This window comes from Cupriavidus consociatus (assembly GCF_017814975.1).
Taxonomy (GTDB): domain Bacteria; phylum Pseudomonadota; class Gammaproteobacteria; order Burkholderiales; family Burkholderiaceae; genus Cupriavidus; species Cupriavidus consociatus.
The window spans coordinates 129,896-155,177 of sequence record NZ_JAGIQA010000010.1 but is presented as its reverse complement, the minus strand read 5'-3'; the positions used below and the strand labels follow the sequence as shown (position 1 = coordinate 155,177).

The window sequence follows — 25,282 nt, the reverse complement described above, 5'->3', positions numbered from 1 at the left end:
GCATCCCGGGCGCGAGGGCGGCCATCAGAACGCGACCCCCAGCGAGATATGTGGCCGGAACTGCTGTTCCTGGATGCCGTAGCCGACGTCCAGCTGCAGCGGGCCCACCGGCGTGCGCCAGCGCACGCCGACGCCCACGCCGTTATAGATCGTCACGCCGCGCAGGTTGTCGGCGGCCGTGCCCAGGTCCCAGAACACCGCCACGCCCCAATCCGGCTTGAACCAGTACTGGTACTCCAGGCTGCCGGTGCCGAGGTACTTGGCGGGCAGAATGCTGGAACCGCTGGGCGTGCCGATCGACTGGTAGGTGTAACCGCGGATCGAATCGGTGCCGCCGGCGCGGAAGCGCAGCGTTGCCGGGATCTGGCTCGAGCTGTCGCCGGTCAGGTCCGCGCCCAGTTCCAGCCGCGCCACCACCAGGTCGCGCTTGCCTACCGGGATGTACTGGCGGATACGGCCATACAGGCGCAGGAAGGTGGCATCGCTGAGGAAACCCCGCGCGGCCACGCCGATCTGGGTGCTGATCACGTTGCCGCGGCGCGGGAACACCGGGTTGTCGACGTCGCGCCGGGTCCAGGCGAAGGCGGGCACCAGTGCCTTGCTGATCTGGGCGGCCTGGCCCTCGGGCAGCAGCTTGTCGTAGTAGAAGTCGAGCGACGTGGTGACATCGTACTTCTCGCGCGAGCGCGAGCGCTTCAGGCCCGCGCGCAGGCTGGTGGTGTCGGTGTTCTCGATATCGATGGTGCGCTCGTAGCTGCTGTACACGCTGTTGCGGTAGGCGCCGCGGGACGGCGGCATCGCGGCCTCGGCGAACATGTAGGTGCGCTTCTGTTCGATCCGCGCCTGCGAGTCGAAGGTCCAGGCGCGGTTGAACAGGTTGTAGTAGGAATAGCGCCCCTCCACCTGCGCGCCGGTATCGGTGGTAAAGCCGACGCCGCTGCTGAGCCGGTGCACGGGGTATTCGCGCACGCGCACCGACACCGGCGCGGTGACGACGCCATCGGGCGCCTTGTCGGCATCCGGCGGCGGTTCCAGGTCGACCTGCACGTTGGAGAAATACGGCTGGTTCTGGATCGCGCGCTGCAGCTCCAGCAGCCGCTCCACGCGGTACGGCTCGCCCTCGCTGAGCGGATTGACGTTGTAGATGATCTGTTCCGGGTAGCGGCGCGTGCCCTTCACCGTGAGCGGCCCCAGCAGGTAGGCCGGACCGCTGGCGTAGTGCGCGGACAGGTCGGCGCGCAGGTCGTCTGGCTCAACCCGCGCCTGCGACGCGGCCAGCCGCGCGCCATAGTAGTTATGGCTCTGCAAGGTCACCAGCGCGTCTTCCTTGGCCTTGTCCCAGTCCGCCTGGCGGAACGGGTCGCCCACCGGCAAGCCCCACTTGGCCTGCATCTCGGCCACCTGCTCGGGCGAGCGCGTCGCCGCCGGGCCGGTCACCTGGACATCGACATTGCGGATCAGCGTGCGCGCGCCAGGGTCTACCGCCACGTGGACCACGCGCTTGTCGCCTTCGCCCTCGACGCGGGTGGTGGTGGTCGGGTCGAAATAGCCTTCGGTCGAGGTGAACTGGCGCACCTGCTCACCCACGGTCTCTACCATGTAGTCGAACTGGTCCTGCGACAGGTCGGTGCGGTCCTTGTAGCGCGACAGGTCCAGGTGCTCTTCGAGCATCTCCTTGATCGGCTTGGGGGCTTCGACCTCGACCTTGTAGGCGCCCTGAGCCGCGGCCGGCATCAGCAGCATCGCGGCGAGCGCATACGCCGCCGCGCGCGCCCGCACGGGAAGCGGGGCGATGGGGGCGATAGACGCCGGATGCGCCGCATCCGGCATGTCGGGGCGGCCCGGGCGGGCTGTCGTCCTGGCCAGGTCGATCCTCATCCGTGGTTGTCGCCCGGCGCCTCGGGCGCCGGGTCAGCAGTGATAGCGGTGTCTTTCGGCATCGCCCTTTGTCCACACATACGAAGTCGGTATTTGACCACACACCGCACTGTGGCCGGAATCTTCTTACCCCCGGAAAGCGTGCCGGGGTCCAAATGCGACCCCGTGCCGGGCCGATACTGTAAAATCCTGCCCCACTGCATCCATTACACGCCCACGCGGCGCATACGGTTTCACCATGGCCATGTACGAGTCCGAGATCACCCAGTTCCTGAAGCAGCTCAAGCAAGAGCGCCCGACGCTCGAAGCCGAGCAGCGCGACGGCCGCGCCCTGCTGTGGGACAAGGCGCCGATCGACCTGGAAGAGCGCGCCCGCGCCCAGGCTTCGCGCGTGGCCCAGAAGCCGTACGTCTACTCGCAGGACAACTGATCCCCGCCAGCGCGCCCTGCCACCGGCGATGAGCACAGCCGACCAGGACAAGCTGTCGCTGCCCGCCGTGGCTGCCGTCGGCGCCGACAACCCTGCCGCAGCCGCGGGTCCCGCGGACATGGTCGACGGGATGGCCTTCGCGCGCCTGTACGGCGAGCCGCTGTTCAAGCTGCCGCAGGACCTGTACATCCCGCCCGATGCACTCGAAATTTTCCTGGAAACGTTCGAAGGCCCGCTGGACCTGCTGCTGTACCTGATCCGCAAGCAGAACTTCAACGTCCTCGACATCCCGATGTCGCAGGTCACGCGCCAGTACCTGTCGTACATCGAGCAGATCCGCAAGACCAACCTGGAGCTGGCGGCCGAATACCTGCTGATGGCGGCCATGCTGATCGAGATCAAGTCGCGCATGCTGCTGCCGGTCAAGAAGGCCGATAGCGACGAAGACGCCGAAGACCCGCGCGCCGAACTGGTGCGCCGCCTGCTGGAGTACGAGCAGATGAAGCTGGCCGCGCAGCGGCTGGACACGGTGCCGCAGCTCGGCCGCGACTTCCTGCGCTCGCAGGTCTATATCGAGCAGAGCCTGGCGCCGCGCTTCCCGGAAGTCGAGACCATCGACCTGCAGGCCGCCTGGGCCGACGTGCTCAAGCGCGCCAAGCTGAACCAGCACCACAAGATCTCGCGCGAGGAGCTGTCGGTGCGCGAGCACATGAGCCAGATCCTGCGCCGGCTGCAGCATGCGCGCTTCATGGAGTTCTCGGAACTGTTCGAGGACGCGGTCCGCTCGGGCAAGGGCGTGCCGGTGGTGGTGGTCAACTTTATCGCCATGCTGGAGCTGTCACGCGAGTCGCTGGTCGAGATCACCCAGGCCGAGCCGTTCGCGCCAATTTATGTGCGATTGGCGTACAGCCCTTCCTGACCCACCCGTAGGGCAGGGTCCGCCCCCGTCCCACTTGATCTACAATCCGCCGACAGCCGAAACGATACGCCCGGAAGGCAGAACGCCCCGAGGCCCGGCAAGTCACGGCGCCGCCCCCCGGAGACCGGCGCCACGGGTCACACCCTCACGACAGCACACCTAGCCAGATGAAAGTCATTTCCTCCATCCAAGAGCTGCGGGACCAGCTGCGCGGCCAGAACCGCGCTGCCTTCGTCCCCACCATGGGCAACCTGCACGAAGGCCACCTGTCGCTGATGCGCCTGGCGCGCCAGCACGGCGACCCGGTCGTGGCGTCGATCTTCGTGAACCGCTTGCAGTTCGGCCCCAACGAGGATTTCGACAAGTACCCGCGCACGCTGCAGGACGATATCGAGAAGCTGCAGAAGGAAGGCGTCTATGTGCTGTTCGCGCCCTCCGAGCGCGATATGTACCCGGTGCCGCAGGAATACCGCGTCGAGCCGCCGCACGACCTGGGCGACATCCTGGAAGGCGAGTTCCGCCCCGGCTTCTTCAAGGGCGTGTGCACGGTGGTGATGAAGCTGTTCTCGTGCGCGCAGCCGCGCGTGGCCGTATTCGGCAAGAAGGACTACCAGCAGCTGATGATCGTGCGGCGCATGGTGCAGCAGTTCGCGCTGCCGATCGACATCATTCCGGCCGAGACCATTCGCGACGAAGACGGCCTGGCGCTGTCGTCGCGCAACCGCTACCTGAGCCCGGACGAACGCGCCGAGGCGCCGGTGCTGTACCGCACGCTGCATGAGGTGCGCGACACCGTGCTGGGCAGCGACCGCGCCGGGGCCGACCTGCTGGCGGTGGAGGCCAATGCCGTGGCAGCGCTGGCCAAGCGCGGCTGGAAGCCGGACTACGTGTCGATCCGCAAGCAAGCTAACCTGCAGGCGCCGACGCACGAGGAGTTCGTCGCCGGCGAGCCGCTGGTGGTGCTGACCGCGGCCAAGCTGGGCGCGACCCGCCTGATCGACAACCTGGAAATCTGAGCCGGGGCCGCGGGTTCGCGGGTTCAAAAAAAGCAGGCCGCCGGCCTGCTTTTTTCATGCCCGGCGCATGGCCGCGCGCTGCGCCGCTTTCACGACGTGGCGGCGGTGCCCGCGCCGCCGCTTCCACCAGATCAGCACGCCGGTCAGCGCAAAGGCCAGCGGCGCCAGCCCGAACAGCGTGACGAAGATCCGTCCCGGCAGGCCGAACGCCTCGCCGGTATGCAGCGGGAACAGCCAGTTCAGCAGCGTGTCGCCGGCAGGCGCATCGTGCGGGTCCTTCACGCCCAGCCGCGTGCCGGTCCAGGCGTCGAGCCAGAGCCGGGTCGCGCCGCTGTCTTTGCGCACCTCATCCGGCTGGCGCAGCCGGACTTCGAAGGCGTCGCCCGGCTTGCGCGGGAAGCTGATGCGGGTCACCCGAGCGTCGGGATACTGGGACCGCGCCGCCGCCATGATCTGGCCGGCGTCGAGCGGGCGCGCGTCGGACGCGGGCGGCGCCGAAACATGCTTCGCCGGCGGGGTCACTGTCATCACCCCCGCTACGATCGGCGTCACCCACTTCGGCAGGTTCAGATACCAGCCCGAGAAGGCAATGATGGCCAGCACGGGAGCCGCCAGGATGCCGCCGGCCCGGTGCAGCGAATAGTTGAAGCGCGACCACGAGCCGCCATGGCTGATCCGGAACGCCTGCCCCCATGCGCGCAGTTTGGTCTTGGGCCACCACACCACCACGCCCACCAGCGTGGTCAGCAGCAGCAGCATGCCCGCCACCCCGATGACGGTCTTGCCGGTCTCGCCGCTGAGCAGGTAGCGGTGCAGGTGGAACAGCGTCGGCAGCAGCTGCCGGCGCGAAACGCCGGGCTCGCCCCACACGCGCTCGCCCTTCACGGCCAGCGTCACCGGATCGACCATCACCTGCCGCGAGCGGCCCTGCACCACGCCCTCCGGCCCCTTGACGGGATACCAGGCGGTGAAGACGCCGTCGTCGTGGGTCGGCAGCATCAGCAGGTTGGGCCTGCCGTACGGCGGCGCGGCCAGGCGCTCGGTCACCGCCTTGACGGTGGCGGGCGTAACGGGGCCGGCAGCCGGCGCCGAGGCGACCAGCAGATCCGGGTTGAGCCAGGCATCGAGCTCATCGCGCCACGCAATGGCCATGCCCGTCAGGCCCAGCAGGACAAAAAGCAGGCCGAGAGTCAGCCCGATATAGAGATGCAGCTTGACGAGGACGACGCGCAGGCGGCCGGTGACCATGGCTTGAGTTGTGTAGGTGAAGCGCTGCAGCGTGCGGCGATATGACCTGAAAGTCATATCGAGACGGAATGCAAATGGGAAGGATTCGCGATTCTAACAGGGAGATGTTGCGTGGAGTCGGCACGATCCGCGCAATGGCGGATCGGCAACATGCGCTCAGCGTTGCAGCGGTGCGAACATTGCGCCGAGGTCGAGGTGCGCCGCCAGGGTGTCGGCAAGCCGCTCGATCGATGCTTCGCGCAGCGCATCGAGGTCCACTGCCTGCGCGCCATCCAGTCCTGCCCAGCGCAGCAACGCCTGGCAGCCCGCCGGGTCGTCGAACAGGCCATGGACGTAGGTCGCCATGACCTGGCCATCGGCCGAGCAGGCGCCGTCGGGGCGCATGGTGCCGTCGCCGCGGTCGAGCCACACCGCGGGCCGGTCCAGCCCGGCGCCGGAGGTGACGCCGAGATGGATCTCGTAGCCCCGCACTGGCGCGTCCGTATCCGCCAGCCGCCCGCTGACCTGGCGCAGCTGTTTCTCGGCGGCGAGCGTGGTCTCGTAGTCGAGCCATCCCAGGCCCGCGCTGCTGCCGGCAGGGCCTTCGCGGCCATCGGGGTCATGCACCTGCCGGCCCAGCATCTGCATGCCGCCGCAGATGCCGACCAGCTTGCCGCCGTAGCGCAGGTGCCGCTGCAGCGCCGCCTCCCAGCCGTTGGCGCGCAGGAAGGCCAGGTCGGCGCGTACGCTCTTGCTGCCGGGCAGCACCACCAGGTCGGCGGGCGGGACCGGCATGCCGGGACCGATGAACTGCAGGTCCACCTGGGGATGGGCGCGCAGCGCGTCGAAATCGGTATGGTTGGCGATGCGCGGCAGCACCGGCACGATCACGCGCAGCCGCTGCGCTCCGGCCTTCGCAGCCTGCGTGCCGACGATGGCGTCCTCCGCATCGAGGTGCAGGCCGTGCAGGTATGGCAGCACGCCGAACACAGGCTTGCCGGTACGCGCGGTGAGCCAGTCCAGCCCCGGCTCGAGCAGGCCAATGTCGCCGCGAAAGCGGTTGATGATGAGGCCGGTCACGCGCGCGCGTTCGCTGTCCGACAGGCAATCGAGCGTGCCGACCAGGTGCGCGAACACCCCGCCGCGATCGATATCGGCGACCAGCACCACCGGGCAATCGACCCGCTCGGCAAAGCCCATGTTGGCGATATCGCGCTCGCGCAGGTTGATCTCGGCAGGGCTGCCGGCGCCTTCCACCAGCACCACGTCATAGGCCTGCTCCAGCCGCGCGTGCGAGGCCAGCACCGCCTTCATCGCCTCGGGCTTGTAGGCGTGATAGGCGCGGGCATCGAGGTCGAGCCGCGCGCGGCCGTGGATGATCACTTGCGCGCCGGTGTCGCTGCTGGGCTTGAGCAGCACCGGGTTCATGTCGGTATGCGGCGCCAAGCGCGCGGCCTGCGCCTGCAGCGCCTGGGCACGGCCAATCTCGCCCCCGTCCGCTGTCACCGCGCTGTTCAGCGCCATGTTTTGCGGCTTGAACGGCGCCACCCGCGTGCCGGCGCGCGCCAGCACGCGGCACAGCCCGGCGACCACGGTGCTCTTGCCGGCATCGGAGGTGGTGCCCTGGACCATCAGCGTGCCGCGCAGGGCACCCGGCGGCAAGGAAAGCGGGGAATCGGTATGCATCGGCGGATTATCGCATCGGCCTTCATGCGAGGGCGGGATGCGAGGGTGGGATGCGAGGGTGGGATGCGGCGGCTACAATACGCGGATGGAAACCCCGGCCATCGCCCCTGAACCCGCAACCGCCAGCGCGGCGAAGCCGCTTGCGGCCGGCACATCCGGCGCGCGGCAGCTGACGCTGGTGCTGGGCGGCGCGCGCTCCGGCAAGAGCCACTACGCCGAACAGCTGGCGAGCGACCATGCCGGCATCACCGGCGGGCCGGTCACGTACATCGCCACCGCGCGCCAGGATCCCGCACTGGCCGACCAGGAACTCGAAGTCCGCATCGCGCTGCACCGCGCCCGCCGCCCCGTCGACTGGCGCCTGGTGGAAGAGCCGGTGCGGCTGGCCGATGCGCTCTATGCCAACGCGCGCCACGACGGCTGCATCCTGGTGGACTGCATGACGCTGTGGATGAACAACCTGCTGTTCCCCGACGGCCGCAGCTATCCCGATCATGGCGTGATCACGCCGCCCGATGCCTTCACCGAAGAAATCGAGTCGCTGCTGACCGCGCTGCCCACGCTGCCCGGCCACGTGATCCTGGTCTCCAACGAGATCGGCTTCGGCGTGGTGCCGATGGGCGCGATCACCCGCTTCTACGTCGATGAACTGGGACGCCTGAACCAGAAGCTGGCCGCCGCCGCGGACCGCGTGCGGCTGCTGGTGGCGGGCATCCCGGTCCCGGTCAAGGGCGCCGATCCCGCATGCTGATGCAAGCCTGGCCGGCTTGCGTGGCCGCGGCGCTGGCCGGCGTTCTGCTTGACCAGTGGCTGGGCGAGCCGCGCCGCATCCACCCGCTGGTGGGCTTTGGCCGCCTCGCTTCGGCCCTCGAACGACGCTGCAACGATCCCGGGCGCCGCGGCGCGCCATGGCGGCAGCGGGTGGCGGGCCTTGCCTGCTGGTGCGTACTGGTGCTGGCGCCGGCGGCGCTCGCATGGTGGCTGGTCGATGCGGCAGCAAGCTGGCACCCGCTCGCGGCACTTGGGCTGCACGCCATCGCGCTGTACGCCGCGCTTGGCGCGCGCAGCCTGCACCAGCATATCGCCCCGATTGCCGGCGCCCTTGCCGCCGCGGACCTGCCTGCCGCGCGCACGCTGACCGCGCGCATCGTCTCGCGCGATACCGCCGATGCCGATGCCGAAGCGCTCGCGCGCGCCGCCTGCGAATCGGCGCTGGAGAACGGCAACGATGCCATCTTCGGCGCGCTGTTCTGGTTCCTGCTCGGCGGAGCGCCGGCGGTGATCGTGTTCCGGCTGGCCAATACCCTCGATGCAATGTGGGGCTACCGCACGCCGCGGCTGCAATATTTCGGCTGGGCGGCGGCACGCATCGACGATGTGCTCAACCTGGTTCCCGCACGCCTGACCGCGCTGTCGTACGCGCTGCTGGGCGCCACCACACAGGCGCTGCGCTGCTGGCGCACGCAGGCGCCGGCGTGGTCCAGTCCCAATGCCGGTCCGGTGATGGCGGCCGGAGCCGGCGCGGTCGGCGTGCGGCTTGGCGGTCCCGCGCGCTATCACGGCGAGATGGAACAACGCCCGCAGCTGGGTGCCGGCAGCGCGCCGCAAGCGGAACACGTGATGGCGTGCCTGCGGCTGGTCCATCGCACCTTGTGGCTGTGGCTGGCGCTTGCGGGCGCCAGCGCGCTGGCCGTTCTTGCCGTGTCCGCACCGACGTGAGCCCTGCCCTTCCCCCGATCCGCCATGGCGGCAACCTGTTGGCCGCGGTGCGCCGCTACGGCCGCGCTGAAGCCGACTGGCTCGACTTGTCCACCGGCATCCATCCCGACGGCTATCCCGTGCCGGCGCTGCCCGCTTCCGCGTGGCAGCGGCTGCCGCAGGACGAGGATGGGCTTGCCGAGCTGGCCGCCCAGGCATTCGGCGCGCCGCAAGCCTTGCCGGTGGCCGGTTCGCAGGCCGCGATCCGTACGCTGCCAGGCCTGCTGCGGCCGGGGCGCGTCGGGATTGCCGCGCTCGGCTACAGCGAGTACGCACCGGCCTTCGCCGCGGCCGGTCACACGGTGGTGCCGCTGGACGAGGCGGACTTCGCCCGCGCGGACCTGGCCGATGCGCTCGACCATCTGGTCGTCGTCAATCCCAACAACCCGACCGCACGGCTGCTGCCGCCGGCAACGCTGCTGCGCTGGCATGCCGCGCTTGCTGGACGCGGCGGCACGCTGCTGGTCGATGAAGCATTCATCGATTGCCTGCCCGCGGCATCGGTCGCCGCCGACAGCGGCACCGAAGGGCTGGTGGTGCTGCGCTCGATCGGCAAGTTCTATGGCCTTGCCGGTATCCGCTGTGGCTTCGTGCTGGCGCACCAGCCGTTGCTCGATACGCTGCAGGAGCGGCTGGGCCACTGGACCGTCTCGGGGCCGGCGCGCGCCGTCGCCCGGCATGCGCTGGCGGACCGCCAGTGGCAGGCGGCCAACCGGGCGCAGCTAGGCCTGTCCGGCGCGCGGCTCGGCACGCTGCTGGCGCGCCACGGGCTGACCGCCGTGGTCCATCCGTTGTTTTGCTGGGTGCCCCATGCCGAGGCGCTGGCGCTGCACGAAGCGCTGGCGCGCCATGGCGTCTGGACCCGATACTTCGAAGCCGCCGGCGGTTGCCTGCCCAGCCTGCGCCTGGGCCTGCCGCCTGACCGGCCGGCATGCTGGCAACGGCTCGATGCCGCGCTGGCCGCCATGGCCGCTGTAATCGCCTGACCCTTACCATGCACGCCTTGAAGTTCGCCATAGCCCCGGCGCTGGCCGCCACCGCCCTATTTGCCGCACCCGCGGCGCATGCCGCCGTATCGGTGGTCGACGATGCCGGCCAGACCATCACGCTGGCGCAGCCGGCGCGCCGCGTGGTCTCGCTGGCGCCGCACGTGACCGAGATGATCTTTGCCGCCGGCGGCGGCGACCGCATCGTCGGCACGGTCCACTACAGCGACTACCCGCCGCAGGCGCGCGACATCCCGCGCGTGGGCGACAACAAGGCGCTGGACCTGGAGCGCATCGCCGCGCTCAAGCCTGATCTGATCGTGGTCTGGCGCCATGGCAATGCGCAGAAGCAGACCGACCGCCTGCGCGCCCTCGGCATGCCGCTGTTCTATAGCGAGCCGCGCAAGCTGGCATCGATCCCGGAAAACGTGGAGAAGCTGGGCACGCTGCTGGGCACGGAAGCAACCGCGCGGCGTGCCGCCGACAGCTTTCGGCAGCAGGTGGAGACGCTGCGCAAGACCTACGCGGCGCGGCCGCCGGTGACCGTGTTCTACCAGGTCTGGCAGCAGCCTCTGATGACGCTCAACGGCCAGCACCTGGTCAGCGACATGCTGGCGCTGTGCGGCGGGCGCAACCTGTTCGGGGCCGAGACGCCGCTGGTGCCGACCGTGTCGGTCGAGGCGGTGGTGGCCGGCAATCCGGAAGCCATGCTGACCGCGGGCATGGGCGCCACGCGCTCGGACCAGCCGCTGCCCGACTACGCGATGTGGCAGCGCTGGAAGCAAGTCACCGCGGTGGCACGCAACAACCTGTTCGTGATCGACGGCGACCTGGTCAATCGCGCCGGTCCGCGCGTGGTGCAAGGCATCGAGCAGATCTGCAAGGACCTCGACGTGGCGCGCAGCCGGCGTCCGGCGCGCTGACCGGCCGGCGCGGCTTCATCCGCGATTCGGTTCTACTCTCGATTCCACCATTCGAGCCGCGCTCCATCCGGGCCCAGCCGGAAGCGGCAGCTCGCGCCGAAGCCCAGCGCCCAGTTGACCGTCACCGACAGCGGCACGCCGAGCCAGTGCGCGGCCAGCATGCGCATCGGCCCGGCATGGCCGACCACCCATACGCAGCAATCGTCCCGCACATCGAGCGCGTCGGCCCAGCCGACCACGCGCGCCATCGCCTGCGCCGGCGACTCGCCGCCATGCGGGCGCGCATGCAGCAGGTCCGCGGCCCACTGATCCAGCGCGGCGCGGTCGATCGCGTCCCACGCTACGCCTTCCCAGCTGCCGAAGTCCAGCTCGCGCAACAGCGGTTCAGTGGCAATGGCCGGCACGCCGGCCGGCAAGGTTTGCACCAGCGCCTGTGCGGTCCCGAGCGCGCGCGTCAGCGGGCTGCTGACGATGCGCGCAGGCGCCGGCAGGCCCGTCGCGATCTGTGCGGCAAGCGGCATCAGTGGCGACACCAGCGGCAGATCGAGGCAGCCGTAGCAAGTGCCCGCAGCCACCTCCGGCTGCGCATGGCGGATCAGGACCAGGTCCATGCCGATGCCACCAGGTAGATCAGGATCTCCGCGCACTGCTGGGCCATGCCGAGGCAGTCGCCGGTATAGCCACCGATGCGGCGCACGAAGTAGCGGCCGAGCAGCACGCGCAACACCAGCAGTGCCACTACGGCCGCCGCAAGGAACGACGGCGATACCAGCCACAGCGGCACCAACCCGCACAGCAGCGCGAACGCCAGCCCCGCGCCGGCGAGCCGCTGCGCCACCGGCTTGGCCTTGCCTTCCGCGCGCACGTACTGCAGCGTGGCGAGGTAGCTGACCGCCATCGCGCGGCTGGCGGCGTGCGCGCCCACCAGCACCGCCAGCAATATCGCCGGCCCGCCTTGTATGCCGATCGCCACCAGCAGTTGCCACTTGAGCAGCAGCGCCATCACCAGCGCGATGGCGCCAAACGCGCCGATGCGCGAGTCATGCATGATGCGCAGCACGTCTTCGCGCTGCCATGCGCCGCCGAAGGCATCGACGCAGTCGGCCAGGCCGTCCTCATGGAAGGCGCCGGTCAGCAGCAGCGTGGCCGCCATCCCCAGCAGCACCGCCACGCCGATCGGCCACCACTGCAGCGCGCCCCACGTGACCAGCGCACCGGCGCCGCCGACCAGCAGGCCTACCAGCGGGAAATAGCGCGCTGCGGCATGCAGGTAATGCGGCTCGAATCCGACCCATCGTGCCAGCCGGCCCGGCAGCGGCACACGCGTGAAATAGCCCAGCGCGGTAAAAAAGTAGCGCAGCTCGCCACCAGGGCCGGCAGGCGTGGGCGCGGGGTCGGACGGCACAGTCATGCCGAGGCCGTGCTGACGCCGGCGCCGCTGAAGGTCGCCATCTCGTTGAGGAACGCCACCGCGGATGCCAGCAGCGGCCACGCCAGCGCGGCGCCGGTGCCCTCGCCCAGGCGCAGATCCAGCGCCAGCAGCGGCTCGACGCCAAAATGGTCCAGCAGCGCGCGGTGGCCGCGTTCGTGCGAGCAATGCGTGAACACGCAGTACTGCAGCACGTTGGGGTCAAGCCGCTGCGCCACCAGCAGCGCCGCCGAGGCGATAAAGCCGTCGACCAGGATCACCATGCGGCTGGCCGCGGCGGCGAGAAAGGCGCCGGCCATCATCGCGATCTCGAAGCCGCCGAACGTCGCCAGCACATCGAGCGGCGCCTGCGCATCGGCGTGCAGCGCGAGCGCGCCTTCCAGCACCTCGCGCTTGCGTGCGAGGCCGGCATCGTCCAGTCCGGTGCCCCGGCCGATGCAGTCCGCCAGCGGCAGCCCGGTCAGCCGCTGCATCAGGCAAGCGGCGGCGGAGGTATTGGCAATGCCCATCTCGCCGAAGCCGATCACATTGCAGCCTTGCTGGGCATGCCTCAGCACGCGCGCCATGCCCGCGGTCATCGCCGCCGCGGCCTGTTCCGGCGTCATCGCCGGTTCCTGCGCGAAGTTGCGGGTGCCGTCGGCGATGCGGCAGTTGACCAGCCCGGGTGCCGCCGGCAACGGCACGCGCACGCCGGCGTCGACGATTTCCAGCGCAATGCCGTGCTGACGCGAGAACACATTGATCGCCGCGCCGCCGGCGAGGAAATTCCGGACCATCTGCGCGGTGACCTCGGCCGGATAGGCGCTGACGCCCGTGTCGGCCACGCCGTGATCGGCGGCAAAGACGATCACCGTCGGCCGCTGCAGCACCGGCCGCTGCGTGCCAAGGATCAGGCCGAGCTGCAGGCCCAGCGATTCGAGCCGGCCGAGCGCGCCGAGCGGCTTGGTCTTGTCGTCGATGGCGGCCTGCAGCGCGGGACGCAGCGTGTTGTCGAGGGGAGTGATTTCGGGAAACTGCATGATGCTGTGGCTCTGGAAGTCTGTATCGGGGCAACCGGGCTTTACATTTCCACGCCGCGCTGCGCCTTGATGCCCTGTTGGAAGGCGTGCTTGACCGGCGTCATGTCGGTGACGGTATCGGCCGCCTCGACCAGTGCCGGCGGCGCGCCGCGTCCGGTGATGACCACGTGCTGCATCGGCGGGCGCGCGCGCAGGTCGGCGACGACCTGGTCCACATCAAGATAGTGCAGCTTGAGCGCGATGTTGAGTTCGTCGAGCAGCACCAGCCCGATCGCCGGGTCGCGCAGCATGCCGCGGGCCACTTCCCACGCAGCTTCGGCCTTGGCCACGTCGCGCGCGCGGTCCTGGGTGTCCCAGGTATAGCCCTCGCCCATCACGTGGAATGCACATTCGTCGGGGAAGCGGCGCAGGAACATCTCTTCGCCGGTCGGCTGCGCGCCCTTGATGAACTGGACCACGCCGGCGCGCATGCCGTGGCCGAGCGCGCGCACCACCATGCCGAAGCCGGAGCTGGACTTGCCCTTGCCGTTGCCGGTGGTGATGACGATCACGCCGCGCTCGTCCTGCGCGGCGGCGATTTTGGCGTCGATCACTTCTTTCTTGCGCACCATGCGCGCCTTGTGGCGCGCGTCGCGCTCCGGGTCGTCGGTGGCGGGGTTGTGGGAATCGGTCATGGGTTCGGGTCTTGCGTAAAGAGTCGCGGCGCCGGGGCGCCATCGGGAATCAGTGCAGTATGCACGCCGTCGCTGACGCTGACGATGCGGGTGCGCAGCGAGCGCGAGCAATGTTCGGGAGTCAGTACCTGTGCCGCCGGGCCGTGCAGCGCGGTGCCGTCCTCAGCCATCAGCAAGGCGTGCGTGGCGTAGCGCAGCGCCAGCGTCAGGTCGTGCAGGATCACCACAATGGCGTGGTGACCGGCGTGGGCCAGCGCGGCAAGCCGCTCCAGCACCAGGATCTGGTGGCGCAGGTCGAGGTGCGAGACCGGCTCGTCGAGCAGCAGCAGCGGCGCCTGCTGCGCCAGCGCCGCTGCCAGCGACGCGCGCTGCCGCTCGCCGCCGGACAGCGTCAGCACGTCGCGGGCCGCCAGTGCCTCGATATCCATGGCGCGGATCGTGTCGCGCACCACGCGGTCGTCCTCGCTGCCGGTCCAGCCCCAGCCGGACAGGTGCGGGTGGCGGCCTACGCGCACCGCATCGAGCACCGACATGGAGAACGTATCGTGCACTGCCTGCGGCAGGTAGGCACGCTGGCGCGCCAGCGCCGACGGCGCCACCTGCACGGCAGGCTTGCCGTCGATCTCGACAGCGCCGCCATCCACGTGGCGCAGCCCCGCCAGCGCGGTCATCAGCGTGGACTTGCCGGCGCCGTTGGGCCCGGCGATGCACCACAACTGGCCGGGGCCGATGTCCAGCGTCAGGTGCTCGACCAGCACGCGCTGGCCCGTGCGCAGCCGCACCTCGCGCAGCGCCAGCACGGGGCAGGCCGCGAGCGGCTGCGACCAATCGGCGTTCGCGCTCATCGCGGCCTCCGCAACAGCAGATACAGGAAAGTCGGCACGCCCAGCAGCGCGGTGATCACGCCCACCGGCAGCTGCGCCGGGGCGATCACGGTGCGCGCGATCAGGTCGGCCGCCATCAGCAACGCACCGCCCAGCAGCACCGCCGCCGGCAGCAGCAGGCGCTGGTCGTTGCCCCACGCCAGCCGTACCAGGTGCGGCACGACCAGGCCGACAAAGCCGATCGAGCCGGCAGTGGTGATGGCCACGGCAATGCACACCGAGGCCAGCAGGAAGGTCAGCAGCCGCACCCGGCCCACGCGCACGCCCAGCGACTGCGCCACGGTCTCGCCGAGCAGCATCACGTTGAGCGCACGCGCCATCGGCATGGCCAGCAGCAGCGCGACGATCATCGTCGCCAGCGGGCCGCCGTAGCTGGCGGTGCCGCCAAGGTCGCCGGTCAGCCAGAACAGCATGCCGCGCAGCCGCGATTCCGGCGCCACGGCAAGGATCAGCGTGATCACCGCGCCCCACCCTGCGGCGAGGATCACGCCCGTCAGCAGCAGGCGCGCGCCCGCTTCGCGATGGCCGCCCTGCACCTGCGGGTGCAGCAGGTCGCGCCGCGCCAGCGTCGCCACCAGCAGCATCGAGCACAGCGCGCCGACGGCGGCGGCCGTCTGCACGCCCCACCACGGCGCCAGCACCAGCATCGCCAGCAAGGCGCCGACCGACGCGCCGCCGGAGACGCCCAGCACATAAGGCTCGGCCAGCGGGTTGCGCAGCAGCACCTGCATCAGCGCGCCGGACAGCGCCAGCAGCCCGCCGCAGGCAAAGGCCGCAGCCGCGCGCGGCAGGCGCAGTTCGCGCACGATGGCGCCGGCGGTACCGGTGTCGGCGCCGCTGAGCGCCTGCCACAGCTCGCGCGCATCGAGCGAGACGCTGCCAAGCGCAAGGGAGGCCGCGAAGACTGCGGCTGACGCCAGGGCAAGCGCCAGCCACACCGCCAGGGCGCGCCGGAACTCAGACATGGCGCGCCCGTGCGCTCATCGCTGGCGCCAGCCCAGCGTGATGAAGCCCGCGCGCCCCTGCGTGTTGTAGGGGTAGGCGAGCTGGTAGTCCTTGTCGAACAGGTTTTCGACGCGGGCGGCAACGAACCATTGCTTGTCGAGGTTGTAGCGGGCGTTGAGGTTGACGATACCGTATCCGCCCAGGCGGCGCGAGCCGGCATCCATGCGCGACGACGATACCAGCCATTCGCCGCCGAAGCGCCAGTTGCCAAAGTTGCGGCCCACGTCCAGCGCGGCGTGGCGGCGGGCGCGGCGCAGCAGCTGGGTGTTGTTCTGCTCGTCGACCGGATTCTGGAAGGTCACGCTGGCGCCGAGGTCGGTGCCGTAGACGGTGGCGCGCCACGAGGCCTCGATGCCCTGCACCTTGGCCTTGTTGACGTTCTCGGCCAGGAACATGCCGTTGGGCTGCAGCGCCGACACGATCAGGTCGTCGTAGCGGGTCTCGAACGCGGTCACGCGCAGCAGCCCCGCCGTGGCGGTGGTGTACTGCACCCCCGCCTCGACCGACTTGGCGCGCTCGGGCTGCAGGTTGGGCTGGCCGAAATTGGGGAAGTACAGCTCGTTGAAGGTCGGCGCGCGGAAGGCGTTGCTGACGTTGGCGATCAGCTTGAACGCATCGGTCACGTTATAGCCGTAGCCGGCGAAGAAGCTGCCCTGGTTGCCGAAGTCGGAATAGTGGTCGTTGCGCGCGTTGAGCTGCAGCTGGTGCTTGCCGATGCGCCCGTCATAGCCGCCGAACACCGAGAAGACGTTGCGCGTGGGCGCGCCGTAGGCGCTCGAAACCAGCTCCTGCTGCAGGTAGTCGGTACCGAACAGCAGCGTGTGGTTGGCGGCGACCGCGTACTCGTTCTGCCAGTTGAACTGGCGGTTGCGGGTATTGAAGGTGCCGTTGGCGCGCCCGTTCAGGAAGGTGTCGCTGTTGTCCGCGCTCTGCGACAGCTTGAAATGCGTGGTCCAGTCGGCGCCGACCTTGCCGTTGACGAAGGCCGACAGCGCGTACAGCTCGCTGTTGGTGCGGTTGTCGTCGGTCGGGCGGCCGAAGGCGCTGTCGAACGACAGCTTGCTCTTGGAGTAGTAGCCGCTGAAGCCCGCATCCCAGTCGGGCGTGAAGCGGTGCTTCACCTGGCCCGACACGCTCTGGTTTTCGTACGGGTTGTCGTTGGGGTTGGCGCGCGGCGCCTGCTGCGTATTGATCGACGAAAAGCCGTCGGTCTTGAACGCCGAACCGGTCAGGTTGAACGAGGTGTCGCCCACCTGCCCGCCGTAGCCGACCGTGCCCTGGCGCGTGTTGTTGCTGCCATACTCCACCGACGCATTGGCCGCCGGGGCCTGTCCCGCACCGCTCTTGGTAAAGATCTGCACTACGCCGCCGATCGCGTCCGAGCCGTACAGTGCCGACACGTTGCCGCGCACCACTTCGATCCGGTCGATCTGGTCGGGCAGGATGTTGGCCAGCTGCGCGGTGCCGCTGCTGGCCGATGACACGCGCACGCCATCGATCAGGATCAGCGTCTGGTTGGAATTGGCGCCGCGCATGAACAGCGTGGTGTTGCTGCCCATGCCGCCGTTGGCCGAGAATTCCACGCCGGCCTGGTTGCGCAGCAGCGTGCGCAGGTCCGGCGCTTGCGAATTGACGATATCTTCCTGCGTCACCACCGTCGTGTGCGGCAGCGCCTCGGTAATGGATTGCGCGGTGCGGGTGGAAGTCACCACCACCGGGGCCAGCTGTTGGGCGCTGCCGCTGTCGGCGGCTTGCGCGAACGAGGTGGCCGGGACCAGGGTGAACGAGGCAATGGCTGCCGCAATCGCAGACGAGGTTGCGGGCACGAGCGGACGCACCGCCGGGGCTGCCGGGCGGGTCGACCTGTGGAGCGATGAACGCATGATGCAGGACTAGGTAGGAACGGCCGGGCCCGTTCCCCCGCGGACCATATGGCGATGAGGCGTGCCGCGCACGGCGGCAGCCCGCGTTCAGGCCGGTATCCGGGCTGGCGACTCGGAACCGGCGCCTTCCCGAACCTGAGGTTCAGTGGCGTGTGGCCGGTCCTGCGTGGACATGTGGCCGGGATCGGATCCCGGTCGTTGCCGGCGGCCCTTCCGGCAGGCTGGCTGCGGAAGTGGCTGGCGCTGGCGGATGCGCACGCGGTCGCTTACCGTTGCGGGGGCAGCACAGGTTGGCCCTTCCGGCGCGCGGCTGGCAAGGCTCCCTGTTTCCCGTTGAACTGCCCTTTCGCCAGGGACGAAAAGGGCGAGCACCTGGAACGTGCGCGAGTGTAGGGAGTTTCGCTACCTGCGTCAACGCGGCGCCCATAGTGCTTTGTCACAACTCTGCCGGGGTTTTGGGTGCAGAAGGCTGCAACTTCCATGCAGGTACCCGGTCACAAACGCTTTCCTTCGCATTGTGCGCGCCGGCGCATCGGCTAGAATCGCGTTACCTGACTTTTATCCCATCATGACAGGCCCTATGCTCAACGAACTCGAACAACTGGCCGCGAAGATCGGGCGCGTGCTGCACCATGCGGACACCCTGGCGGCGGAAAACCAGCGGCTGCGCGACGAGATCGCCCGGCTGGAGGGTGAAGCCGCGCTGTTGCGCAGCGAGCGCGAGGCCATGGCCGCCGACCGCGAACTGCTCAACATCAAGATCGAGGAAGCGCAACTGCGCATCCAGTCCATCCTTGACAAGCTGCCGACGGCCAGCGACACGCGCCAGCTCGACCTGCTGGGCGAGGGCGCCACGGCAGGCGCAGAGCCGCACAAGGCCTCCGGAGAACACGCATGAGCAACAAGCAAGTCGAAGTCAATATCGCCGGCCAGCCGTACCGCTTTGCCATCGCGCCCGAGAACGAGGCCGCGCTGCTCGAGGCCGTGGCACTGGTCGACACGCAGATGAACAAGCTGCGCAACGGCATGGCCGCCAAAGGCGTCGAGCGCGTGGCGGTGATGGCCGCGATTTCGATCGCGTCCGATCTGCTGGCCTTGCAGCGCAAGCAACAAGCCGAGGGCACGATCCCGGTCGAGGCCATCCACGCTCGCATCCGCGAGCTGAACGACCGCGCCGACGAAGCGTTGCGGCAGTACGCGCACGTGGGTACCGGCACGCGGGGCTGAAGGGGCCGGTTGAAACCCGGCCTGGCAGCCCCATATACCGTGAAAATGGAGGATGTGCAGCGGATGCCGCGCTGTCGCGCAAAATGTAACGATACGCGCGTGTGGACTTGGTAAGGCCTGCGACGCGGTGTATAGTGTAGCCAGACTGCACGAGGCACCACAGAAGTGCAGCTGACTGGCCAGGTTATCGCGCCCGGCCGCCGTTTTCATCCCATCCTAGTTAGAAACGGCAAACGTCTGACATCCCGCAGGCAGGTCACCTACCCGACCGGTCGAAGCGGTTGTAGCGTCAGACGTTTGACAGTTTCCCTGCCTGGTTCGTGAGGGTCATAAACTCCTTGAACCGATATGCATTGCATGGTGCGGGATCATGTCGCGTGGGCGAGCGCGTCGTCGCATTCATAGTCCGGGCCTGGCTTGGACTCCCTGAGTGGATGATGTACCCGAAATGCGACTTCCGCAGCCACTCTGAACCTCACTTGGGTTCAGGATGCCGACCCAGCGGCCGAGGCGGGGACCCCCTAAAAAGGCGGTGGTTTTCTGAACCATCGCCTTTTTTCTTTGCGCACGCGCGCGGCCATGCCCGCGCACCCCGACCCCTTCATCCACGAACCGCGCCGTGAGCCCGAACCAGAACAAACGCGCCCGCCAGTACTGGCTGATGAAATCGGAGCCGGACGAGGCCAGCATCGACGACCTCGCCCGCGAGGGAACGCTGCCGTGGACCGGCGTGCGTAACTACCAGGCGCGCAACTTCATGCGCGACACCATGCAGATCGGCGACGGTGTGCTGTTCTACCACTCGTCGTGCCCCGAGCCCGGCATTGCCGGCCTGGCCGAGGTCTGCTCCACGCCCTACCCCGACCCGACCCAGTTCGATTCCAGGAGCCCGTACTACGACGCCGCGTCGAAGCCCGATGTGCCGCGCTGGCTGCTGGTCGACGTGCGCTTCGAGCGCAAGAGCGCGCTGATCCCGCTGGCGGCGCTGCGCGAGCATGAAGAACTGGCCGACATGGTGGTGCTGCGCCGTGGCAACCGGCTCTCGATCACGCCGGTTACGCCGGCGGAATGGCGCTTCATTACCGGCAAGCTGATGCGCTGAAACCAGCGCGCTGACCCATGCAGCTTGCCACCCTGCCGGTGCTGGTTCCCGCGCTGCTGGCCCTCGGCGCCTTTACCGGCTTCTGCGCCGGACTGCTCGGCGTCGGCGGCGGCATGATGATGGTGCCGTTCCTGACGCTGCTGTTCACCGCGCTGGGCTTTCCCACGGAAGCCATCGTCCATATGGCGATTGCCACGTCGATGGGCACCATCCTGTTCACGTCGCTGTCGTCGGTGCGCGCGCACCACAAGCGCGGCGCGGTGCGCTGGCCGGTGGTGCTGGCGCTGGCACCGGGCATCGTGCTGGGCGGCATGATCGGCGGCGGCAAGGTCTTTGCCGCGCTCAAGACCAGCTGGCTGTCGCTGGCCTTTGCCGTGTTTGTCGGGTTTTCCGCGCTGCAGATGCTGCGCAGCCACCGCCCCGCGCCGAGCCGGCAACTGCCGGGCGCGGCGGGCATGCTGGGCACGGGCGGCGTGATCGGGTTCCTGTCGAGCCTGGTCGGCGCGGGCGGCGCCTTTGTCTCGGTACCGTTCATGACCTGGTGCAACGTGCCGATCCACAACGCGGTGGCGACGTCGGCGGCACTGGGCTTCCCGATCGCCGCCGCCAGCGTGGCGGGCTATGTCTGGAGCGGCTGGCAGATGCCGGGGCTGCCGTCGGGGTCGATCGGCTACATCTACCTGCCGGCGTTGCTCGTCATTGTCGCGGCCAGCATGCTGACCGCGCCGCTGGGAGCGCGCACCGCGCACCGGATGGATGTCGGGCAGCTGCGCAAGGCCTTTGCGGTGCTGCTGCTGTGCCTGGCGTCCTACATGCTGTGGAAGGCTTGGCAGGCGTTCTGACAGCACCGGGTCCGCAACATTCGTTTGCAATCTCGCGGAACGTTTCAGGCGCCGGTTCCGTCTGATAGCCACTACGTTTTTTCGGGAGAACAAGATGAAACAATGGCTTGCCGCCACCCTGCTGGGCACCACCGCCATCGTCGCTTCGGCGCATGGCGGGCCGGCCGAAACGCCGTCCGGCGTGCTGTCACTGTCGGCACAGGCCGTGAGCGAAGTGCCGACCGACATCGTGCACCTGACGCTCGCCGCCGAACAGGAAGGCGCAGAGCCCGCGGCGATTTCGACGGCGCTGTCCACGCGCACCCAGGCCGTGCTGGCACAGGCCAAGCGCACGCAGGGCGTGACCGCGGAATCGGGCGGCTTCACCATCCACCCGAGCACCGACCGCAACGGCCGCATCAGCACATGGCGCGGGCGTTCCGAGGTCATCCTGAAGTCGCGCGATTTCTCGGCGGTGTCGAAGCTGGCGGGTGAGCTGGCCAGCCAGATGCAGGTGCAGAACATCGCGTTCTCGCTGTCGCGTGAAGCGCGCGAAGCGGCCGAGGCCAAGCTGGCCGAACAGGCAGTGGCGTCGTTCCGCAACAAGGCGCAGTCGACCACCAAGCTGTTTGGCTACAACAGCTACACCATCCGGGAAGTCAACGTGAGCGAAAGCGGCGTGGTGCCGCCGATGCCGCGCATGTATGGCGCAGCCAAGGCAATGATGGCCGATGCCGCGGTGCCAGTCCCGGTGGAAGGCGGCAAGACACAGGTGACGGTATCGGTGAACGGGTCGGTGCAGATGCTGAAGTAAGCCGGCGGGGCACCGCTTGCGTGCTGCCTCTCCCGCAAGCGGGAGGGGCAGCAGACCCCGGAACGTCAGAGCGTCGCGAACTGCTGCCGCAACACGTTCTTCTGCACCTTCCCCATCGTATTGCGCGGCAGCTCGTCCACCACATGCACGCGCTTGGGCACCTTGAAGTTGGCGATGCGTCCCTTGAGCGTACCGATCATTTCCGACTCATCGATCTCCGCACCCGGCTTCGTCACCACCACCGCCACCACTGCCTCGCCGAAGTCCGCGTGCGGCACGCCGATCACGGCGCTCTCGGCCACGCCCGGCATCTCGTCGATAAAGCTCTCGATTTCCTTCGGGTAGACGTTGTAGCCGCCCGAGATGATCAGGTCCTTGCTGCGGCCGACGATGGTCAGGTAGCTGTCCGGCACCTGGCGCTCACCCGCCTGGCTGACGATGGCGCCGCCAAAGCGGCCGACATCGCCGGTCTTGAACCAGCCGTCCCCGGTGAACTCTTCCCTGGTCTTCTCCGGCATGCGCCAGTAGCCGTGAAACACGTTGGGGCCCTTCACTTCGACATTGCCGATCTCGCCCGGCGCGCACGCCTTGCCTTCGCCATCGACCACGCGCACCGACACGCCCGGCAGCGGCATCCCGACGGTGCCGCCGATGCGCTCGCCCAGCGCCAGGTCATACGGGTTGGACACCAGCATCACCGTCTCGCTCATCCCGTAGCGCTCCAGGATGGTATGGCCGGTGCGTTCGCGGAAGGCGTCGAAGGTTTCCAGCAGCAGCGGCGCCGAGCCTGACACAAACAGCCGCATGCGGCGGCAGGTGTCGTCGTCGAAGCGCGGCTCCTGCAGCAGGCGCACATAGTAGGTCGGCACGCCCATCATCACGGTCGAGCGCGGCAGGAATTTCAGCACCTGCGCCATGTCGAGCCGGGGCGTCCAGATCATCTTGGCGCCTGCCAGCAGTGCGCCGTGCGAGGCCACGAACAGGCCGTGCACATGGAAGATCGGCAGCATATGCAGCAGCACGTCATCGCTGCGCCAGCCCCAGTATTCGTGCAGCGTCTGCGCATTGGAGGCCAGGTTGCGGTGCGTCAGCATCGCGCCCTTGCTGCGGCCGGTGGTGCCCGAGGTGTAGAGGATGGCGGCGAGATCATCGTCCTCGCGCGCGACGGTGGCAAAGTTGTCGCGCTTGCCGGCGGCGCGTGCCAGCAGCGAGCCGCTGCGGTCATCGTCCAGCGTAAAGACATGGTTGACGCCGTGGCGGAACGCGACCTTGGAGACCCAGGCGAAATTCTTGCTGCTGCACACCACCACCGACGGCTCGGCGTTGCCGACGAAATAGTCGATTTCCGCCTCCTGGTAGGCGGTATTCAGCGGCAGGTAGACGTAGCCCGCGCGCAGGGTAGCCAGGTACAGGAACAGGGCCTCGGGCGACTTCTCGACCTGAACCGCCACGCGCGCGCCTTCGGGCAGGTTCAGCGAGGCCAGCAGGTTGGCCAGCTTGGCGGTGGCGCGGTCGAGGTCGTCCCAGCTGTAGTACAGGCCGTCGTGGGTCTCGATGCAGCAGGCGGTGCGGTCGGCGGGAAAGCGGGTTTCGAACAGGGCGAACAGGTTGGCGTTCATGATGTGGATCGAACGAAAGGCTTGGAACGGTATGGGTCACGCAGGGGCAAAAGCCCCCGATGCCAGATGGTGCAGGCATGGCAACCCCGCATTCTGGCAGATTTGCCGGACTACTCCCCCCGGAATTGCGGCGGCCGGCGCGCCAGGAAGGCGGCCACGCCCTCGGCATGGTCGGCGCCCTCAGCATAGACGAAGTGCGCGTCGAGCTCGGTCGGCGACAGCGGCGCCGGCATCGGCGCCAGGCGGCGGATGGTGGCCTTGTTGATGCGCGCCGCGGCGGGTGCGCCAGCCGTAATGCGACGCACCGTGGCATCGACTTCGGCGGCCAGTGCGCCTGGCTCCACCACGCGCGTCAGCAGCCCCTTGGCACGCGCCTCGGCGGCGTCGAAGACACGGCCTTCCAGCAGGATTTCTAGCGTGGCGGCGCGCCCGGCCAGCGCCAGCAGGCCTTGCAGCTCGCCCGGCGCCATCGGGAAGCCGAGCCGGTTGATCGGCACGCCGAAGCGGCTGTCGGAGGCGGCGATGCGCAGGTCGCAATGGCACGCGATCTCCAGGCCGCCGCCTACGCATACGCCCTCGATCATCGCCACGGTCGGGTGCGGGCATTGCGCCACCGCGGCCAGCGCCGGCGCGATGGTGGCCATGTGGTAGTGCCGCACCGCAGCCTCCTCGCCACGTTCGGCGGGAAACTCGGCGATGTCGGCGCCGGCGGCAAAGTTGCCGTCGGCGCCGCGCACCACCACGCAGCGCAGCGCGGGATCGGCGGCCAGCCGGGCGAAGCCCGCCGCCAGCTCGCGCCACATCTGCGCGGAAATGGCATTGAGCTTGCCGGCGTGCGACAGCGTCACGGTCGCCGTGGTGCCCTGTGTGGCAAACAGGACGATGCCGCTCATCGCGGCGCCCCGGTGCATCGGATCAGCATGGCCTCGCGCTCCGTCAGTCCATCTTGGCGCCGGACTGCTGCACCACCTGCGCCCAGCGGCGGATCTCGGCACGCTGGAACTGCGCGAACTGCTCCTGCGTGAAGACCGGCGTCTCGGAGCCGTTGTTGAGCCAGACTTGTTTGATTTCCGGCGTGTTCAGCGCCTTCTCGGTCTCGGCGTACAGGCGCTCGACGATCTCCTTGGGCGTACCCTTGGGCACCCACATCGCATACCAGGTCGAGACCTCGTAGTTCGGCACCCCGGCCTCGGCCGCGGTCGGCACATTGGGGAAGGCTGCCGAGCGCTTGCTCGATGCCACCGCCAGCGCCTTGATGCGGCCGGCACGGATATGCTGTGCCGACGAGCCCAGGCCGTCGAACATCAGGTCGACCTGGCCCGCGATCAGGTCGGACAGCGCGGGGCCGGCGCCCTTGTACGGGATATGGGTGATGAAGGTCTTGGTCTGGATCTTGAACAGCTCGCCCGCCAGGTGGTGGGCCGAGCCGTTGCCGGCCGAGCCGTAGTTGAGCTTGCCGGGATTGGCCCTGGCATAGGCGATCAGCTCCTGCAGCGTATTGGCCTTGACGCGGTTGGGATTGACCACCACCACCTGCGGCGGCTGGGCGATCACCGTCACCGGGATGAAATCCTTCTCGATGTCGTAGTCCAGCTTCTTGTAGAACGACGGCGCGATCGCATGGTGCGCACCGCCGATGAACACGGTGTAGCCGTCCGGCGCGGCCTTGGCCGCCACGCTGGCACCGACCGTGCCGCCGGCGCCGCCGCGGTTGTCGATCACGAACTGCTTGCCCAGCTGCTTGGACAGCTGCGCGGTCAGCGGGCGCGCAAAGGCATCGGTGCCGCCGCCGGCCGGGAACGGCACGATCACGGTAACCGGCTTGGACGGCCAGGCATCGGCATGTGCGGCGGGTGCCGCGAACAGCGTGGCGGCGCCGATGCCGGCCACACCCAGTGCCATGCCCGCTGCGCGCGCGCAGGCGGCCAGGCTGAACTGACGACGATTCATCTTGCTGTCTCCTCTCTCTCTTTTCTTCGGAA

25 protein-coding genes and 1 other RNA gene are annotated in these 25,282 nt (G+C 68.8%); 13 read left to right on the top strand and 13 right to left on the bottom strand.

Going from position 1 to position 25,282, the window contains the following annotated elements:
- Positions 1-24 precede the first annotated feature (24 nt).
- Positions 25-1,830: an autotransporter assembly complex protein TamA gene (locus J8I82_RS15845; protein WP_209759204.1), complete on the bottom strand. Its 1,806-nt coding sequence runs from the start codon at positions 1,828-1,830 to the stop codon at positions 25-27.
- Positions 1,831-2,116: 286 nt separating this feature from the next.
- Between J8I82_RS15845 and J8I82_RS15840 the strand changes: the two genes are divergently transcribed.
- From J8I82_RS15840 to panC, 3 genes are all read left to right on the top strand, one after another.
- Positions 2,117-2,308 (top strand): DUF3460 family protein, encoded by a 192-nt coding sequence (locus tag J8I82_RS15840; RefSeq protein WP_029046065.1) that lies wholly within the window; start codon positions 2,117-2,119, stop codon positions 2,306-2,308.
- Between the two features lie 28 nt (positions 2,309-2,336).
- Positions 2,337-3,227, top strand: a complete 891-nt coding sequence (locus tag J8I82_RS15835) for a segregation and condensation protein A (protein WP_209759046.1) — start codon at positions 2,337-2,339, stop codon at positions 3,225-3,227.
- A gap of 167 nt (positions 3,228-3,394) precedes the next feature.
- Entirely contained in the window at positions 3,395-4,243 is an 849-nt protein-coding gene (gene panC, locus J8I82_RS15830) for a pantoate--beta-alanine ligase (protein ID WP_209759044.1), read from the top strand.
- Positions 4,244-4,297: 54 nt separating this feature from the next.
- Here the strand turns inward: panC and J8I82_RS15825 are convergent, their stop codons facing one another.
- Positions 4,298-5,491 (bottom strand): PepSY-associated TM helix domain-containing protein, encoded by a 1,194-nt coding sequence (locus tag J8I82_RS15825; protein ID WP_209759203.1) that lies wholly within the window; start codon positions 5,489-5,491, stop codon positions 4,298-4,300.
- A gap of 156 nt (positions 5,492-5,647) precedes the next feature.
- A complete protein-coding gene (locus J8I82_RS15820) occupies positions 5,648-7,156 on the bottom strand; it encodes a cobyric acid synthase (protein WP_209759042.1) in 1,509 nt (502 codons plus the stop codon).
- A gap of 85 nt (positions 7,157-7,241) precedes the next feature.
- Between J8I82_RS15820 and cobU the strand changes: the two genes are divergently transcribed.
- From cobU to J8I82_RS15800, 4 genes are read left to right on the top strand one after another with little or no spacing between them, the layout of a single operon-like run.
- Entirely contained in the window at positions 7,242-7,907 is a 666-nt protein-coding gene (gene cobU / locus J8I82_RS15815) for a bifunctional adenosylcobinamide kinase/adenosylcobinamide-phosphate guanylyltransferase (protein WP_209759040.1), read from the top strand.
- On the top strand, positions 7,901-8,875 hold the full coding sequence (gene cbiB / locus J8I82_RS15810; protein ID WP_209759038.1) for an adenosylcobinamide-phosphate synthase CbiB: 975 nt from the start codon (positions 7,901-7,903) through the stop codon (positions 8,873-8,875). The genes cobU and cbiB overlap by 7 nt, the downstream gene beginning before the upstream one ends.
- On the top strand, positions 8,872-9,900 hold the full coding sequence (gene cobD, locus J8I82_RS15805; RefSeq protein ID WP_209759036.1) for a threonine-phosphate decarboxylase CobD: 1,029 nt from the start codon (positions 8,872-8,874) through the stop codon (positions 9,898-9,900). Before cbiB ends, cobD begins: the two co-directional genes overlap by 4 nt.
- Before the next feature lie 8 nt (positions 9,901-9,908).
- Positions 9,909-10,823, top strand: coding sequence for a cobalamin-binding protein (locus J8I82_RS15800; RefSeq protein ID WP_209759034.1), 915 nt, complete (start codon positions 9,909-9,911; stop codon positions 10,821-10,823).
- Positions 10,824-10,855: 32 nt separating this feature from the next.
- Here the strand turns inward: J8I82_RS15800 and J8I82_RS15795 are convergent, their stop codons facing one another.
- The 7 genes from J8I82_RS15795 to J8I82_RS15765 are packed head-to-tail and all read right to left on the bottom strand — an operon-like array spanning position 10,856 to position 17,717.
- The gene (locus J8I82_RS15795; RefSeq protein WP_209759032.1) at positions 10,856-11,434 is read right to left on the bottom strand and encodes a histidine phosphatase family protein; all 579 of its coding nucleotides are present in this window, start codon (positions 11,432-11,434) and stop codon (positions 10,856-10,858) included.
- Positions 11,419-12,234, bottom strand: coding sequence for an adenosylcobinamide-GDP ribazoletransferase (locus tag J8I82_RS15790; RefSeq protein WP_209759030.1), 816 nt, complete (start codon positions 12,232-12,234; stop codon positions 11,419-11,421). The genes J8I82_RS15795 and J8I82_RS15790 overlap by 16 nt, the downstream gene beginning before the upstream one ends.
- On the bottom strand, positions 12,231-13,271 hold the full coding sequence (gene cobT / locus J8I82_RS15785; RefSeq protein WP_209759028.1) for a nicotinate-nucleotide--dimethylbenzimidazole phosphoribosyltransferase: 1,041 nt from the start codon (positions 13,269-13,271) through the stop codon (positions 12,231-12,233). The genes J8I82_RS15790 and cobT overlap by 4 nt, the downstream gene beginning before the upstream one ends.
- A gap of 41 nt (positions 13,272-13,312) precedes the next feature.
- The gene (gene cobO, locus J8I82_RS15780) at positions 13,313-13,945 is read right to left on the bottom strand and encodes a cob(I)yrinic acid a,c-diamide adenosyltransferase (RefSeq protein ID WP_209759026.1); all 633 of its coding nucleotides are present in this window, start codon (positions 13,943-13,945) and stop codon (positions 13,313-13,315) included.
- The gene (locus J8I82_RS15775) at positions 13,942-14,790 is read right to left on the bottom strand and encodes an ABC transporter ATP-binding protein (RefSeq protein WP_209759024.1); all 849 of its coding nucleotides are present in this window, start codon (positions 14,788-14,790) and stop codon (positions 13,942-13,944) included. Before J8I82_RS15775 ends, cobO begins: the two co-directional genes overlap by 4 nt.
- Entirely contained in the window at positions 14,787-15,794 is a 1,008-nt protein-coding gene (locus tag J8I82_RS15770; protein WP_209759022.1) for a FecCD family ABC transporter permease, read from the bottom strand. The genes J8I82_RS15775 and J8I82_RS15770 overlap by 4 nt, the downstream gene beginning before the upstream one ends.
- 15 nt (positions 15,795-15,809) lie before the next feature.
- Entirely contained in the window at positions 15,810-17,717 is a 1,908-nt protein-coding gene (locus J8I82_RS15765; RefSeq protein ID WP_209759020.1) for a TonB-dependent receptor domain-containing protein, read from the bottom strand.
- Positions 17,718-18,297: 580 nt separating this feature from the next.
- Between J8I82_RS15765 and J8I82_RS15760 the strand changes: the two genes are divergently transcribed.
- From J8I82_RS15760 to J8I82_RS15735, 6 genes are all read left to right on the top strand, one after another.
- The gene (locus tag J8I82_RS15760) at positions 18,298-18,615 is read left to right on the top strand and encodes an MreC domain-containing protein (protein ID WP_209759018.1); all 318 of its coding nucleotides are present in this window, start codon (positions 18,298-18,300) and stop codon (positions 18,613-18,615) included.
- Positions 18,612-18,944, top strand: a complete 333-nt coding sequence (locus tag J8I82_RS15755; protein ID WP_209759016.1) for a cell division protein ZapA — start codon at positions 18,612-18,614, stop codon at positions 18,942-18,944. The genes J8I82_RS15760 and J8I82_RS15755 overlap by 4 nt, the downstream gene beginning before the upstream one ends.
- Positions 18,945-19,247: 303 nt before the next feature.
- Positions 19,248-19,465, top strand: a non-coding RNA gene (gene ssrS / locus J8I82_RS15750) — 6S RNA.
- Positions 19,466-19,605: 140 nt separating this feature from the next.
- A complete protein-coding gene (locus J8I82_RS15745) occupies positions 19,606-20,046 on the top strand; it encodes an EVE domain-containing protein (RefSeq protein ID WP_209759201.1) in 441 nt (146 codons plus the stop codon).
- A 17-nt stretch (positions 20,047-20,063) separates the two neighbouring features.
- A complete protein-coding gene (locus tag J8I82_RS15740) occupies positions 20,064-20,888 on the top strand; it encodes a sulfite exporter TauE/SafE family protein (RefSeq protein WP_209759014.1) in 825 nt (274 codons plus the stop codon).
- Between the two features lie 94 nt (positions 20,889-20,982).
- On the top strand, positions 20,983-21,681 hold the full coding sequence (locus tag J8I82_RS15735; RefSeq protein ID WP_209759012.1) for an SIMPL domain-containing protein: 699 nt from the start codon (positions 20,983-20,985) through the stop codon (positions 21,679-21,681).
- Positions 21,682-21,746: 65 nt separating this feature from the next.
- Here J8I82_RS15735 and J8I82_RS15730 read toward each other — a convergent pair whose 3' ends face one another.
- The 3 genes from J8I82_RS15730 to J8I82_RS15720 form a co-directional block, all read right to left on the bottom strand.
- Positions 21,747-23,300 (bottom strand): malonate--CoA ligase, encoded by a 1,554-nt coding sequence (locus tag J8I82_RS15730; protein ID WP_209759010.1) that lies wholly within the window; start codon positions 23,298-23,300, stop codon positions 21,747-21,749.
- 110 nt (positions 23,301-23,410) lie between these two features.
- On the bottom strand, positions 23,411-24,193 hold the full coding sequence (locus J8I82_RS15725; protein ID WP_209759008.1) for an enoyl-CoA hydratase/isomerase family protein: 783 nt from the start codon (positions 24,191-24,193) through the stop codon (positions 23,411-23,413).
- A 43-nt stretch (positions 24,194-24,236) separates the two neighbouring features.
- The gene (locus tag J8I82_RS15720; protein ID WP_209759006.1) at positions 24,237-25,250 is read right to left on the bottom strand and encodes a Bug family tripartite tricarboxylate transporter substrate binding protein; all 1,014 of its coding nucleotides are present in this window, start codon (positions 25,248-25,250) and stop codon (positions 24,237-24,239) included.
- Between the last annotated feature and the right edge of the window lie 32 nt (positions 25,251-25,282).

Bases quoted from the DNA above. Each gene is read 5' to 3' on its own strand.
- J8I82_RS15735 (WP_209759012.1), top strand. From the start codon at position 20,983: ATGAAACAATGGCTTGCCGCCACCCTGCTGGGCACCACCGCCATCGTC.
- J8I82_RS15790 (WP_209759030.1), bottom strand. From the start codon at position 12,234: ATGACTGTGCCGTCCGACCCCGCGCCCACGCCTGCCGGCCCTGGTGGC.
- cbiB (WP_209759038.1), top strand. From the start codon at position 7,901: ATGCTGATGCAAGCCTGGCCGGCTTGCGTGGCCGCGGCGCTGGCCGGC.
- J8I82_RS15730 (WP_209759010.1), bottom strand. From the start codon at position 23,300: ATGAACGCCAACCTGTTCGCCCTGTTCGAAACCCGCTTTCCCGCCGAC.
- cobO (WP_209759026.1), bottom strand. From the start codon at position 13,945: ATGACCGATTCCCACAACCCCGCCACCGACGACCCGGAGCGCGACGCG.
- J8I82_RS15760 (WP_209759018.1), top strand. From the start codon at position 18,298: ATGCTCAACGAACTCGAACAACTGGCCGCGAAGATCGGGCGCGTGCTG.
- cobT (WP_209759028.1), bottom strand. From the start codon at position 13,271: ATGCAGTTTCCCGAAATCACTCCCCTCGACAACACGCTGCGTCCCGCG.
- J8I82_RS15740 (WP_209759014.1), top strand. From the start codon at position 20,064: ATGCAGCTTGCCACCCTGCCGGTGCTGGTTCCCGCGCTGCTGGCCCTC.
- J8I82_RS15840 (WP_029046065.1), top strand. From the start codon at position 2,117: ATGGCCATGTACGAGTCCGAGATCACCCAGTTCCTGAAGCAGCTCAAG.
- J8I82_RS15825 (WP_209759203.1), bottom strand. From the start codon at position 5,491: ATGGTCACCGGCCGCCTGCGCGTCGTCCTCGTCAAGCTGCATCTCTAT.
- J8I82_RS15755 (WP_209759016.1), top strand. From the start codon at position 18,612: ATGAGCAACAAGCAAGTCGAAGTCAATATCGCCGGCCAGCCGTACCGC.
- J8I82_RS15845 (WP_209759204.1), bottom strand. From the start codon at position 1,830: ATGCCGGATGCGGCGCATCCGGCGTCTATCGCCCCCATCGCCCCGCTT.
- J8I82_RS15795 (WP_209759032.1), bottom strand. From the start codon at position 11,434: ATGGACCTGGTCCTGATCCGCCATGCGCAGCCGGAGGTGGCTGCGGGC.
- J8I82_RS15775 (WP_209759024.1), bottom strand. From the start codon at position 14,790: ATGAGCGCGAACGCCGATTGGTCGCAGCCGCTCGCGGCCTGCCCCGTG.
- cobU (WP_209759040.1), top strand. From the start codon at position 7,242: ATGGAAACCCCGGCCATCGCCCCTGAACCCGCAACCGCCAGCGCGGCG.
- J8I82_RS15725 (WP_209759008.1), bottom strand. From the start codon at position 24,193: ATGAGCGGCATCGTCCTGTTTGCCACACAGGGCACCACGGCGACCGTG.
- panC (WP_209759044.1), top strand. From the start codon at position 3,395: ATGAAAGTCATTTCCTCCATCCAAGAGCTGCGGGACCAGCTGCGCGGC.
- J8I82_RS15820 (WP_209759042.1), bottom strand. From the start codon at position 7,156: ATGCATACCGATTCCCCGCTTTCCTTGCCGCCGGGTGCCCTGCGCGGC.
- J8I82_RS15745 (WP_209759201.1), top strand. From the start codon at position 19,606: ATGAAATCGGAGCCGGACGAGGCCAGCATCGACGACCTCGCCCGCGAG.
- J8I82_RS15835 (WP_209759046.1), top strand. From the start codon at position 2,337: ATGAGCACAGCCGACCAGGACAAGCTGTCGCTGCCCGCCGTGGCTGCC.
- J8I82_RS15800 (WP_209759034.1), top strand. From the start codon at position 9,909: ATGCACGCCTTGAAGTTCGCCATAGCCCCGGCGCTGGCCGCCACCGCC.
- J8I82_RS15770 (WP_209759022.1), bottom strand. From the start codon at position 15,794: ATGTCTGAGTTCCGGCGCGCCCTGGCGGTGTGGCTGGCGCTTGCCCTG.
- J8I82_RS15720 (WP_209759006.1), bottom strand. From the start codon at position 25,250: ATGAATCGTCGTCAGTTCAGCCTGGCCGCCTGCGCGCGCGCAGCGGGC.
- J8I82_RS15765 (WP_209759020.1), bottom strand. From the start codon at position 17,717: ATGCGTTCATCGCTCCACAGGTCGACCCGCCCGGCAGCCCCGGCGGTG.